Annotated in this window: 12 protein-coding genes; 7 read left to right on the forward strand and 5 right to left on the reverse strand. The window is 56.5% G+C overall.

Translation table 11 applies throughout. The features are described 5' to 3' along the window. Nucleotides 1-86: 86 nt before the first annotated feature. Both QQJ86_RS02190 and QQJ86_RS02195 read left to right on the forward strand, forming a co-directional pair. Nucleotides 87-773: a response regulator transcription factor gene (locus QQJ86_RS02190; RefSeq protein WP_284319266.1), complete on the forward strand. Its 687-nt coding sequence runs from the start codon at nt 87-89 to the stop codon at nt 771-773. 3 nt (nt 774-776) lie between these two features. Next, nucleotides 777-1,856 (forward strand): sensor histidine kinase, encoded by a 1,080-nt coding sequence (locus QQJ86_RS02195; protein WP_284319267.1) that lies wholly within the window; start codon nt 777-779, stop codon nt 1,854-1,856. Between the two features lie 24 nt (nt 1,857-1,880). On the opposite strand, the gene QQJ86_RS22775 is transcribed toward QQJ86_RS02195, so the two are convergent. The 5 genes from QQJ86_RS22775 to QQJ86_RS02215 form a co-directional block, all read right to left on the reverse strand. Continuing rightward, nucleotides 1,881-2,339 (reverse strand): DUF3617 domain-containing protein, encoded by a 459-nt coding sequence (locus tag QQJ86_RS22775; RefSeq protein ID WP_423372933.1) that lies wholly within the window; start codon nt 2,337-2,339, stop codon nt 1,881-1,883. Beyond that, on the reverse strand, nt 2,339-2,860 hold the full coding sequence (locus QQJ86_RS02200; RefSeq protein WP_284319268.1) for a hypothetical protein: 522 nt from the start codon (nt 2,858-2,860) through the stop codon (nt 2,339-2,341). Before QQJ86_RS02200 ends, QQJ86_RS22775 begins: the two co-directional genes overlap by 1 nt. A 555-nt stretch (nt 2,861-3,415) precedes the next feature. Beyond that, nucleotides 3,416-4,159 (reverse strand): pirin family protein, encoded by a 744-nt coding sequence (locus tag QQJ86_RS02205; RefSeq protein WP_284319269.1) that lies wholly within the window; start codon nt 4,157-4,159, stop codon nt 3,416-3,418. An 11-nt stretch (nt 4,160-4,170) separates the two neighbouring features. Beyond that, nucleotides 4,171-5,244 carry an alkene reductase gene (locus tag QQJ86_RS02210; RefSeq protein WP_284319270.1) on the reverse strand — a complete coding sequence of 358 codons (1,074 nt, stop codon included), beginning with the start codon at nt 5,242-5,244 and terminating at the stop codon, nt 4,171-4,173. 43 nt (nt 5,245-5,287) lie between these two features. Continuing rightward, nucleotides 5,288-6,190: an SDR family NAD(P)-dependent oxidoreductase gene (locus QQJ86_RS02215; RefSeq protein WP_284319271.1), complete on the reverse strand. Its 903-nt coding sequence runs from the start codon at nt 6,188-6,190 to the stop codon at nt 5,288-5,290. A 98-nt stretch (nt 6,191-6,288) separates the two neighbouring features. Between QQJ86_RS02215 and QQJ86_RS02220 the strand changes: the two genes are divergently transcribed. The 5 genes from QQJ86_RS02220 (at nt 6,289) to QQJ86_RS02240 (ending at nt 12,571) form a co-directional block, all read left to right on the forward strand. Next, nucleotides 6,289-7,164: a LysR family transcriptional regulator gene (locus tag QQJ86_RS02220; RefSeq protein WP_284319272.1), complete on the forward strand. Its 876-nt coding sequence runs from the start codon at nt 6,289-6,291 to the stop codon at nt 7,162-7,164. Nucleotides 7,165-7,508: 344 nt separating this feature from the next. Then, the gene (locus QQJ86_RS02225; protein WP_284319273.1) at nt 7,509-10,226 is read left to right on the forward strand and encodes an RICIN domain-containing protein; all 2,718 of its coding nucleotides are present in this window, start codon (nt 7,509-7,511) and stop codon (nt 10,224-10,226) included. A 506-nt stretch (nt 10,227-10,732) separates the two neighbouring features. Then, nucleotides 10,733-11,227 carry a hypothetical protein gene (locus QQJ86_RS02230; RefSeq protein ID WP_284319489.1) on the forward strand — a complete coding sequence of 165 codons (495 nt, stop codon included), beginning with the start codon at nt 10,733-10,735 and terminating at the stop codon, nt 11,225-11,227. A gap of 129 nt (nt 11,228-11,356) precedes the next feature. After that, complete coding sequence (locus QQJ86_RS02235) at nt 11,357-12,223, forward strand: hypothetical protein (RefSeq protein WP_284319274.1); 867 nt, start codon at nt 11,357-11,359, stop codon at nt 12,221-12,223. Nucleotides 12,224-12,427: 204 nt separating this feature from the next. Next, nucleotides 12,428-12,571: a hypothetical protein gene (locus tag QQJ86_RS02240; RefSeq protein WP_284319275.1), complete on the forward strand. Its 144-nt coding sequence runs from the start codon at nt 12,428-12,430 to the stop codon at nt 12,569-12,571. Nucleotides 12,572-12,618: the final 47 nt, after the last annotated feature.

Genomic DNA, 12,618 nt, shown 5'->3' on the forward strand with positions numbered 1-12,618 from the left:
GTTGCGCAAAATTTGGCGAAAACCGCTATCTCGTGCGCTATAGGCTGCACCATACTGGCTGCATGACAAGTCCTGATCGATCCTCCATGACGCCGGTGCTGCTGGTCGACGACGATGCTGAGCTGACCAGCATGCTTGCGCAGTATCTGACCAACGAAGGCTTCGCGGCAGAGGTCGTGCACGATGGCGAGGCCGGCGTAAGCGGCGCGCTGTCCGGACGCTTCGCCATCGTGGTGCTCGATGTGATGATGCCGCGTTTGTCGGGTATCGAAGCGCTGCGGCGCATTCGCGCAGCCAGTCGCGTGCCGGTGTTGATGCTGACGGCGCGCGGCGACGATATCGATCGTATCTCCGGTCTCAATCTTGGCGCCGACGACTATGTTCCGAAGCCGTGTACGCCCGGCGAGCTGGTTGCGCGACTACGAGCCATCCTGCGTCGTATGCCGGACAGCGGCACGGCCAGCGCAAGCAGTCCGATTCATGCCGGACCGCTCATTTTGTGGCCTTCCAGTAGGCGTGCTACATGGCAAGGCATTCCGCTCGAATTGACCGGAACGGAGTTCAGCGTGCTCGAGATCCTTGCCCGTCATGCGGGGCGACTGGTTAGCAAGGAGGATATTTCGCTGCAGGCGTTCGACCGACCGCTGGCACGTTTCGACCGACGCATCGATGTACACATCAGCAGCATCCGCCAAAAGCTGGGCCAACGCCCTGATGGGCAGCCGTGGATCATCAGCGTGCGCGGTATGGGCTACCAGCTCTTGGCGGATTGAGCCATGACGATGCCGCTTGGTAGTCTGTTTTGGCGAATCTTTTCCATAGGCTGGCTCGTCATGGTGGCCGCATTCGCGTGCGCCGGCTTCTATGTGCATATCATTGGCTTTCATCCTCCCGAGCCACCGCACTGGCTTTTCCTGATCCCGGTGCTGTCAGGTGCCACCGTCGGTCTGCCGGTAGCGTTCGCATTGGCATGGCACATCTCCAAGCCGGTACGGCATCTCAGTCAGGCGCTGCGTGACGCAGCGCAGGCGCGCTTCGACGTGCGTGTTTTGCCCGCGCTCGGCTCACGTCGGGACGAGTTCGCCCATCTGGCAAAAGAGTTCGACGACATGGCGATGCGTCTTCAACAGGCCGCGATGCAGCAGCGTCAGTTATTTCATGATGTTTCGCATGAGCTGCGATCACCGTTGACGCGTATCCAGGCTGCCATAGGGCTTATGCAGCAAGACCCTCAATCCGCAGCGGCCATGATCGAGCGTGTCGCGCGCGAAGCAGAAAGGCTGGACCGGCTCATTGAGGAACTTCTAACGCTGCACAAGCTGGAAGTCGGCGCGATGAATCCGGCGCGCGAACGTATAGACGTGGTGGAACTGCTGGCCGACGTCGTGCAGGACGCTGCCTTCGAGGCGCAGGCGCGCGAGTGCGCTGTGACACTGGATGCGCCAAATGGCTTTATGGCGGACGTCGTCGGAGAGCCGCTTTATCGCGCGTTCGAGAATATTGTGCGAAATGCCGTCAAATACACCGCCCCGCATACCACCGTAGAGGTTCGTGCGCGTACGCTGGAGACGGGTGGGAGAGCAGGGTGGCTTGAAATCAGTGTGGGCGACAGAGGTCCGGGCGTGCCGGCGGAATCGTGTGAGGAAATCTTCGAGCCGTTCCGCCGCCTTGAGCCGCAACAGCGCAATACTACGATGCGGTCAGTGCCAGGTACCGGATTGGGTTTGGCCATCGCGCGGCGCGCACTCACGCTGCATGGCGGCGATGTTTGCGCTATCCCACGCGAGGGTGGTGGTCTTCTCGTGATCGCACGCTTGCCAAATCAAGTGACCGCAAACCAGCAACCGCTTCGATAGCCTTCCTTCGATGAGCCATCCGGCTTAAGAGCAATCTCCCTTACGGCGTGCTCGCACGGTGTGTTGGATTGAACGTGATCCGAAAGGCGTCCTTACTTCCAGCTTCTCAAACAGATTCACTTGCTCCGACGAGAGTATGGTCGCGTTGCCAACTCCTGTTATTGACGGACTTACGCAACTTACCTCCCATGTAGAGTTGGCGCCTTCACGTCGCATCTGGGTGTAGACACACTTGGGCGGTGGCCTTGAAGCATCGTTGCTGGGTTGCGGCGATGCTTCAATCATTGCCTTCTCGAAGCCGGAGCCAAGTGCTGCTTCAGAGAGACATATCGTTTGGGTCTGTTCTGCATCGCTGCCGAAAGGCATGCCTTTGAATGTACCGGTTAGCTGCCATTTTCCAGGCTTCACAGGTGCCTGCGCAAATGCGCCGCTATGCATCATCGCAATCGCCAGCAAGAAGGCGGATCGTGCTTGATTCCTCATCACAAGGTGGTCCCTTTGCGCGCCTCTGATGGCGATGAGTGCGCAACTTTCTTGGCAACGGTATCGAAGCTCAGTCGTCCCAGCTTCTGAGCAACGGACTCGATACCGAAGAATGGAATGCGGTAGTGGGAATCGAGCGGAAGTTGCTCGCCATCAACCAGCGCGACGGCCTTGATCTCATCCTTCAGTGCCAACGCAAGCGGGCCGGCGACGAACGAAGCAGCACGGATCACCAGACTGCGTTCTGTGTAGCCCTTGATCGTTAGAGTCATCTGAGCGTCTCCTGCGATCGGAACGCCCGCCTTCGCTGCCGCCGCCGCATAGCTGGCACGGATCAGCTCAGGCACCTTGAGCGGCACTCGACATTCCCCACAATCGATGAGAACCGAAATGCTTGGCACGCTTTTCGGCATCGAGCTTGATGCCTTTGGCGCTTCCGTCGTACAGGCCGACAAGAACAATGCGACGGGCATAAAACCCGGTGCGACCCATCGAGCAAATTTCCCAGGATGACGACTCATGTCGGCCCGAGCTCCGGATCAGGAGCAGGCATTGGAGCGGGGACTGGAGCAGGCACCGCTGGCGGTGGCGGATGCGGCGCAAGAGGCACACAAGCAGATAAGAGCAGCGCCATGAGCACGGTCCCGATGGCGAGTCGAGCTATAGGCATGGCAGCATGCTTGAATGAGCCAATCGGCTTGTTCATTTCTCAAGTTCCTTCAAGTTGGTTCCATCGCTTTCATTAAGCGAAGGCAGAGCGCTTGATGCAGGAGTGGGCGTGAAGTTGTGAGTAGGGATTTTTCGCATGATAAAAACGCCCGCTGTTCGCTGCGGTCAGGTAGCGTTAGGCAGGGTAAAATCGGTGCTATAAGGTGCGCCGCGCGACATGCGTTCAATGCGACGGATGCGCTCTATAGTGCAGTGACCCGCAGAATGGCCGTCCAAGCGCGAGACGGCGCTAGTTAGCAGAAGCTAAAGGCGATCGCGAGTATCGCTATGCAAGTTTGGCCGAAAGCGAGCCGCCTAAAAAGCGGTGCCAGGCATCGATGATCTCGTAACGCCAGACGATGTTTCTTTTATCGTTGCGTTGAAGTGGAAAGGAGCGGAGCGCCACTGAAGATCATGACCTTGGCATGACCTTGCGGGGCATGAAGCTTGATGGTGCGTGGCGCGTCCTGAGCCTGGAAAACGGGAAGCGTGAGGTCATCCAAGGCGAAACGTTGATCGTCAACGTCCACAGCGCCGAAGATCGGCATGACGAAGGTGCAATGTCCTGCTGCCACTGGGATAACTAATGCAGCGCCGTCATCCAATGAGATATCGAGCATGTCTACCGTCGTTGGTGTCTGGAGCGGAGAGTGCACGTTGTTGAAGTGCCCCACGGGTACGCGCACTTTGGCCCCCGGCATCTGCAGAGTAGGAACCTCCTGAGGCTCCAGGCTCAATGCGGCGGGAGGCATGTTCTGCTGCTCGCGTGGAAGGCTGACGAAAATCTGCAGCGAGTGGACCGTTTTACCGGTTTCGGCGGGGACTTCTTCATGCACGATGCCGCGCCCGGCGGCCGTCCAATGCAGGCCGCCGGGTTGGATCAGATTGTGCGTGCCGATCGAGTCCTGATTCAGGATGCCGGTTTCCGAATCGAGAAACACATACGACACTGCGGAGAAGCCCGCATGAGGATGCGGTGGAAACGTTGGCTCGCTCATCCAGGCGTGATCGACGCCGAGGAACGGATCAATCAGTGCGGCCATGCCGCGAAGTCCGTAAGCACGGAACCCTTTGCCGTGATTGGCGCGCTGAAGGGCAGCGATCGCGGGCATGTCTTTCTCCCTTAGGCTTCCGCGGCTTCGCGCAGGGAAGGGTAGTCGGTGTAGCCCTTTGCGCTGCCGCCAAAGAACGTGGTGCGATCAGCATTGTTCATCGGTGCATGGGCTTTCAGTCGAGCAATGAAATCCGGATTGGCCAGAACCATCTGACCGTAGGCTTCCAGGTCCGCTAATCCGGCGGCCACGTCTTCACCGATCTGATCGCGCTGGCGACCAGGCCGGTTCACGATCAACGTCTGCTTCCACAGCTTGCGAATGTCCGCCAATAGCGGCTCGTTGCCCTGATGCATGATGTGCACATAGGCAAGACCCAGCATGTTGAGTTCTGCGATCAGGTAACGATAGAGATCCGGCCCTTCGGCGCCTTCGTCGATACCCCACATGGTCGTGCCAGGTGAGAAGCGGATCGCCGTGCGGTCAGCCCCGATTTCGTCCGCAATGGCCGTGGCGACTTCGATTGCAAAGCGTGCGCGGTTCTTGATCGATCCGCCGTATTCGTCGGTGCGAACGTTGGCGCTGGGTGCGAGGAACTGCTGAATGAGATAGGCGTTTGCGCTATGGATCTCGACACCATCGGCGCCGGCTTCGATTGCTCGACGCGCCGCATTACGGAAGTCGTTAACGGTTTGGTGCACTTCTTCGGTGGTCAGCGCACGCGGTGCGGGAATGTCCTGCATGCCTTTCATCGTGAACATCGGTGTGTTCGGCGCAATGGCAGAAGGCGCAACACCTTGGCGGTGATGGGGGGTGTTGTCGGGATGCGACATGCGTCCCGCATGCATGAGCTGGATGAAGATGCGGCCGCCTTTGTCATGCACAGCCGAGATGACGTCGCGCCAGCCTGCGACGTGCGCGTCGGTGTAAATGCCTGGCGTGGTCAGATAGCCTTGCCCGTCATCGGATGGCTGCGTACCTTCGGTCACGATCAGACCCAAGTCCGCGCGTTGCACGTAATACTCGGCAGCCAGTGCTCCTGGCGTGCCATCGAAGTCGGCGCGGCTGCGTGTCATGGGTGCCATCACCAAGCGGTTCTGCAAGGTATAGCGGCCGACGCGAACAGGGGAAAAGAGTGGATTCACGGTGTGATCCTCGAAAGTGATGTGTGGGAAAGCATGTACGTGATTACGAAGTCACGCCCTGGGAAGTTGCCCGAGCGATCAGCGCTTCAGAAGCGCTCAGGAATTGAACGACGTGAGCGTTGGTCAGTCCTGACGACGGCAGGATGGATCGCCCTTTCTGGTTGAACATCGCCCCGCTGTGAATCTCAATATCAGGAGACGCCAGTAGCGGGACGATGTGCTGCGCATAGGCATCGACGTTGGGTGTCATCCACCCGATCAATGTCTCGATGAGGCGGGATTTCAGCGAATGCTTGCCGAGGAAGTTGTCGCGGATGTTGGTCTTGATAAGCCCGGGATTAAGACCGAAGAACGTTGCATGCGGATAACGCTTGGCCGCATCGAGCACCAACATTTCATTGCCGGCGACAGTATTCATATGCACCGACATCGCCTTATAGGACTTCTCGGCGTTGAAATCGTCGAATGTGCCGATCTGGCCGCTTCCTGGATATCCCATGATGAAGACGCGCGGTTTCATGCGTGCGGCCGCAGAACGCTGCGCGCCTAGCTTCGGCGCGATGCTGCGCAGAATCGCGTATCGGCTTAGATAGCTGACCGCCATATCCCGCTCAATGCCTTCAGCCGTTGCTTGGCGTTCGGGCGCGGCAAAGATACCTGTGGTGAAAATGACCAGGTCCAGGGTCTCGGCCGGCAGCAATGCGGCGACACGCTGCGCTTCGCGCATCAGACTCAAATCGGCTTGGATAAACTCGATGTTGGGCGTGTCGGCGTCGCGGAAGGTTTGACCCACGACGATGACGTGCGCACCGCGCGACGCCAATAAGCGGCTCAATGATCGGCCAATGCCGCCCGTTCCACCGATGACCGCGACACGCCATCTCTGAAAGTTGAGGCTTGCATCATCCGTGCGATGCCAAGTTACCCGCTTGTCTAGCTTCACCACGATGCCCTCGAGATCTGGATGCGAACATCATGAGGTGCGCTCCAGGCGGGATAAAGCCGGTATAATGGATAACATTGATCCATTTATGGTGCAGTGGGATGGAGCTTCTGAACGATATGGCCTTGTTTGTCGAGGTCGTCAAAGCCAAGGGCTTTCGGGGTGCTTCTGAGGCGACAGGTGTTCCCAACTCGACCTTGTCACGGCGAATCAGCATGCTGGAAAAAGCGATCGGCTTGCGCCTTCTGCACCGCACGACACGCAAAGTGGAGCTGACTGAGGCGGGCCAGATCTATTTTGAACGCTGCAAGCGCATCGTCGACGAGGCCAAACTGGCCCATGAACAGCTGGGTGAAATGCTTGCGCAACCGAGTGGCCTATTGCGCGCATCACTGCCTGTGGATTTTGCAGTGACTTACATGGCGCCGTTAATTGCCGAGTTTGCGGGGCGCTATCCGGGTATAACTTTTGATTTTGATCTCACGTCACGGCAAGTGGATCTGGTGAGTGAACCTTTCGATGTGGCCATTCGAATGGGGCAGCCGGAGAACTCTCGCCTCATCGCGCGTCCAGTGGCCTCTCTGCTGCCGCATCTCTACGCGTCGCCTCAGTATCTCAAACGCTCAGGCAAGCCCAAAGAACCCGCTGAGCTCAAACAGCACGAATGCCTCAACATCGTGAGAGGCGGTTTATGGGCACTACAGCGTGGGGCCAAGTCGGTGCAAGTTTCAGTGGGGAGCCGATTCACGGTCAACAATGTGGGCCTGATACGCCGCTTGGCAACGCTAGGCATGGGCATCGTTCTGGTGCCAAGGGAAATTGTTGCGGATGATTTGGCTGCAGGGCGACTGGTTCCCGTGCTGCCTGATTGGCATGGAAAGCCCATGCCCGTTTATGCGCTCACTGAAACGCGCTTGCTCCCGGCGAAGACACAGCGCTTCATCGAGTTTCTCAAGGAGCGTTTGGGGAAGGTCTGATCCTAGTTTTTGGCAACAGGCTGTTCCAAAAAATGAGATTGCTTCCAGCGCACTCGTTTGATGCAGTCGATGTTTTTCTATTGATGTCCCAAAATGACTTTGGCGGTGTCCTGATGGGAAATTTACAGTTGTAGCCCTGTCACTACCTTTGCGGAGATTTCTGCGCATATAAGGACAGGGGCATGGCTTTGCATTCGGTAAAAAAGATTTCACGACGTCTTCGTCGAACATCTATAGCACTGGCGCTATGTTTTTGTGGTTTGGGACCGATGCTGGCAGATGCACAAACGTCATCAACGTTTGTCCATCCTGGCATCGGGCTGACTATCCAGGATCTCAATGCCGTGAAGGCTAACCTCGGCAACGCGCCGTGGGCATCGGGGTATCAATTGCTAACAAGCGATTCGAAAGCATCGCTCAGCTACACGATGCAAGGTCCGTTTGCACAGGTAAGCCGCAATCCCGATGTCAACCGCAGCGCCTGGGTAAGCGACATGGCGGCGGTCTACGAACTGACGCTGATGTGGCACTTCACCGGCAACGCGGCCTATGCGCAAAAGGCGCATGACATTCTGCTGGCCTGGGCCAAGACGCAAACCTCTTTTGGTGGTGCGGAGGCCGCATTCGATGTGGGTGATGCGGCGTATCAATACGCGACTGCTGCAGACATCTTGCGTGGCACCTGGTCCGGCTGGACGTCGGCGGATACGTCAATCGTACAGAACTATTTCAACACGGTGTTCTGGCCAACGCTCAACATACCGGGCCCCGTGATGAGCGGCTCCCAAGGCATGGAGCAGATTCAGGGCGCTGTGGCCATCGCCATCTTCGATGACGACCACACCAAGTTTAACCAGGCGCTGCAGGCGTATATCGATGATGCCGATTCCGGTTTGCAGGGCAGTTATCCCAATGGCGAAGTGATCGATTCGGGTCGCGACCAAGGCCATGCGCATCTCTATATGGCTGACGCCGCCTGGATAGCCGAGGCGTTCTGGAAGCAGGGCGTCAATGTGTATGGGGTGCTCGACAATCGCGTCCTGGCGATAGGGGAGTATTACGCACGCTATAACGTGCAGATGCTGCAAACGCCGTCCGTGCCATACATCCCGTTGGGTGGTCCGGCATGGGGGCTGTTCTCCACCATCTCTTCGACTTACTTCGCCAATCAGCAAGATCGGATGGCAACCAATATTTTGTATAGCGCTTACGCGGTACGCATGGGCGTGGCAACACCGTGGATCGAGCGTTTGCGGGACAACGAATATGAAGATCTGTTTTCCTTCGTCTATCTGAAGCCCGGCGATGCCTCGACTGCTCTGACACCAAGCTTGCCGACGCCACCGGCTACGACTTGGTTGACCAGGGGCCTGACTTCTCAGGATTTGAATAGTCCCACGCCCGCAGGCAATACCACCTTCGGCAACGGTGTCTGGACTTTGCAAGCCGGTTACAACGGCTGGGATCCCTATTGGGAAAGCAACGATGGCGTTCAATTCGCCTATAAACCCATCACGGGTGACTTTGCGTTCATCGCCAAGGTCACTTCACTGAGTGCGGGCGCGAACTCCGGCGCCAAGGCGGGTGTCATGTTCCGCGATACGCTGGAGAACACCAATGAACGCGTGTGGCTTGCGGTCGAGCCAGGCTATCAATTCGAACGTAACATCAAGGGATGGACGGGTCTCGCTTACGGCCAAAACAACGAAACCCGTGTGAGTGCGATTCCCGGCGTTCCGTTCTGGCTGAAGATGCAACGTGTCGGGCAGCGTGTGTCGACCTTTGTATCGGTCGACGGGGCAAGCTGGAGTCCGGCCTCCGTGGCCGACTTCGCCAACCTTCCTTCCACCATCTACGTTGGGTTATTCGGTACGTCCCACGTACAAGGCACACCGTTCACCGCGACCTTCGGCGACGTGCAAATCACCGGTGGCGACGGCGCGGCTTCCGTTTACGTTCCGCCGGCGCCGCACTCCGTTTATGCGTCCGCGGGTGCGGGAAGCGTTTCGTTGCGATGGGATTCGGCTTACTTGGCCACGTCCTACAACATCAAGCGTGCAACGAGCGCCAATGGGCCGTTCAGCACCATCGCCACGGCTACCAACAACGCCTACATCGACAACAACGTAAGTAACGGCACCACCTACTACTACGTTGTCACCGCGACGAATGCTGCCGGCGAAAGCAGTCACTCGCTTATGGACAGCGCCACATCGGTTCAAGCGGTGAGCAATCTGGCTCTTGCCGGGGGTACGGCATCGGCAAGCAGTTATGGCTATCCGTTTACACCTGCCTCGGCGTTCGACGGCAGTCCACTATCGGAATGGGAGATCACCAATTCACCTACGGGGTGGTTGGAATACGACTTCGGATCGCCTCAGTCGATCGTGAGTTATGCACTTTCCAGTCCGCTCTACGAGCCGAGCTTCGATCCCAGAGGCTGGCAACTGCTTGGTTCCAACGATGGCGTGAATTGGATTGCCGTCGACACCCAAAGCAGTCAGGCTTTTCCATACCGCTCCATGACACGCAACTACGCGGTAGCCAACCCGGGCAACTACCGGTACTACCGGCTCAATATCACCTCGAACAACGGTGATTCGTCGCATGTGCAACTAGGTGAACTTCAGTTGCTAGGTCGTGGCGGACATGTGCTCGCCAACGACACGTATCACCTGACCAATCGTTGGAATCACAACACGCTGGATACGGCTTCCGCCAACAGCGTTCAACAGGCGGTTTACGTCGCGGGTTCCGCTGGCGAGTCATGGATGCTGACGGACACGGGCAGTGGCTTGTACAAAATCGAAGCGGGTAATGGTCAGGTGCTTGGCTTGCAGGGGGCATCAGCTGCGGGCTGGAGCAGCTTGCAAACGCAAGCCGACACAGGCGCGAGTTTCCAGCGCTGGTACCTGGTTCCGTCCGGCGACGGCTATTTCAATCTGATTTCGGCTTCATCCGGCATGGCGATGACTCAGGAAACATCGGGCTCGGAACGTATCATTCAGGCCCCCAATGCGAATACGGTCAACCAGCAATGGTATGTGTCCGTGTTGCCATGAGAGATACATGATGTATTCGGTTAATCGGCCCCGCTGAATGCGGGGCCGTGATGCTCTTTGCTTGTTACAAGCCAATAACTGCCTACGGCCGGCCATCGGTGCTTATCCCAAAAAATCGTCATTCACGCCATTTCCACGCTGCCTCGTGATAGCTTCGCGCCGCTCTTGGGGAATTCAGGAATTCATTTTAGTCGGCCAGGATTGGTCAATTCGCTGCATCTAGAAATGGTCGTCGAGTTTTCGGCGTCATTTTGGCGTTTCTACTGGTTGGCTGCTTCTCCAGCTGCACGCTGGTGCATTTCATCAAGCTTTTTGTTGGCAATCGAACGACAGTTCGACTGCGGTTGAGTCTTGGCCGTAGTTTTTCCGTCTGGAGAAATTTCGGCAGTCATGTCACCGAAGTAAGGGCCATTCGTTGTATCCCTTCAACAAGGAGAGCCAATATGCGCATGAAGAACACTCGCTTAGGCTATTTTCTGGCATGCGGCGTGTCATCGTTGATCGCCATGTCTTATGGAGAAGCTGCTTTCGCGGCTCCCGTCACAGGGACAGCAAAGGTGCAGTTGACCCATGTGTTCGCGACGTTGCAGACAGGTCAGCCCGATCCAAAGCCTGAAGATACCGCCGCCTGCCGCAAACAGGTGTCGTCACCTAACTCTCGGTACTTTGGCGTCACCGTCACGACGCGCTACTCCATCGATGCGCAGTCGCTGATGATGAGTGCATCATCGTCGCTGCCGTCTCCGAAAGCCACGCTACCGCTTATGCTGACTATTCAGCTCTCAGCGCTCGGTCTGGCGAATCAGTACGCCTTCGGCGCATTCCGTCCGACCGCACTGCCTGACACCTACGTGTTGTTCTCTATCGGGCTCGACTTCAAGGGCGCGAAATCGTCGGTGCTGGTTCTTAATGCCGATAAGGATTACAACTGCCTCGTCACCAGCGATCCGAAACCCTTCGAAAGTGGGTTGGGCGCAAAGCTTGGGGCCGATCAGAAATAAAGATATTCGACGGCGCCTCGTAGATGGCGCGCTATCTTTTGGTTGGCGCGCCATACTTTGTCGATACATTGTGTTCGTAGGGAAGGCGCGGCAGGAAACGTGAGCAGGACTTCAACGGGGTAAGGGCTGATGGCCGCAACATCAAGTTCAATGAATAAGGTTCTCATCGTCGGTCTTCTGCAAAACGATGATGATCACAGCATGGAAAATATGGCAGTAGGCTTTGCCGAACTCGTCAAAGCTAGATCCGGTTTTCCGACCAGAGTCAATGTGCGTTCGGCCGACGAACTCAAAAAGCTTATGCGCAGCACTGAAGGGATGTTTAACGAAGTGATGTTTGCCGGGCATTCTTGCTTCTATGGCGGCCCCAGCGAGGCACCTCTTCGCTTTGAAGACCGTAGGTTGGGCGGCCTACCCATTGGCGACGTCGTTGACTTCGCGTGGCATTGCATAAAAACGTATAAGGTCAACGAGATTAGTATTTGGTGCTGCGAAGTTGCCACAAGAAGAGGTTTTCATATGGGCAGCAGCGGCGCTGGCGAACTAATAGCACCGATGTATCAAGGTCACATAGTCAACGTACATCGTCGTGTTAAAAAAAATGACTACGCAAGAGTAAGTACGCTGGAATTCATATGTCTTGATATTGCAAAGAAATGTATAGCTGCTGGCATCATAAAGCCAATAATTATACGTGGTATCAACGGGGTGGGTTATATTGGAAAGGGAAAGGGTGGTGTGCTCGAGGTGGAAGCAATTGATTATCGGAATTACAATCTAGTACAGAGATTGAATGCCGCAAAAAGCCTTCCAGCAACCGTCGGTGCCTTGAAAAAAAAAGAAGCCATTGCCAAGTGTGAGAAGGCTATCGAGGATGAGATAGCAAAGAGGACTTCACCACACATTATTGGTTTTCAGCTAAATATAGATGCATATTTTTTTAATAAAAGAAAAAATCTTGGCACTGTGGTTATAGAAGATGAGCTAGAAGAGTAGCTACTTATAATCATCTAAAAACATCTGAACGCTTCGCCGGAATCGTGGCCTACCCGGAGGCAGGAGGTGGATATGACATGCCGAAACCATGTCATTGGTCGGATTTTATAGTTGATAGAGTTCAGTGGTCGAAGCGTTTCGGTTGGCAGTAACCACTGACTCTTCATCGCTGGGCGATATGCGTCAACGGCACGAGTTGTGGGCATGAGCGAGCGCGCACTGCAGCGCCGCATCACCGACGAAGGAAAGATTTTTCGCGAGCCTCTCGTGGAAGCGCGCCAGGAATTGGGGCGCCAACTGTTGTCCCACGCAGCAGCCGATATCGACGAAGTAGCTTGTCAGCTCTAGGGATTGGGAAGGAGTGACGCCGAGCCGGTGGCGAGAGCTCAACGTCA

This window comes from Dyella acidisoli (assembly GCF_030160295.1).
GTDB lineage: Bacteria > Pseudomonadota > Gammaproteobacteria > Xanthomonadales > Rhodanobacteraceae > Dyella_B > Dyella_B acidisoli.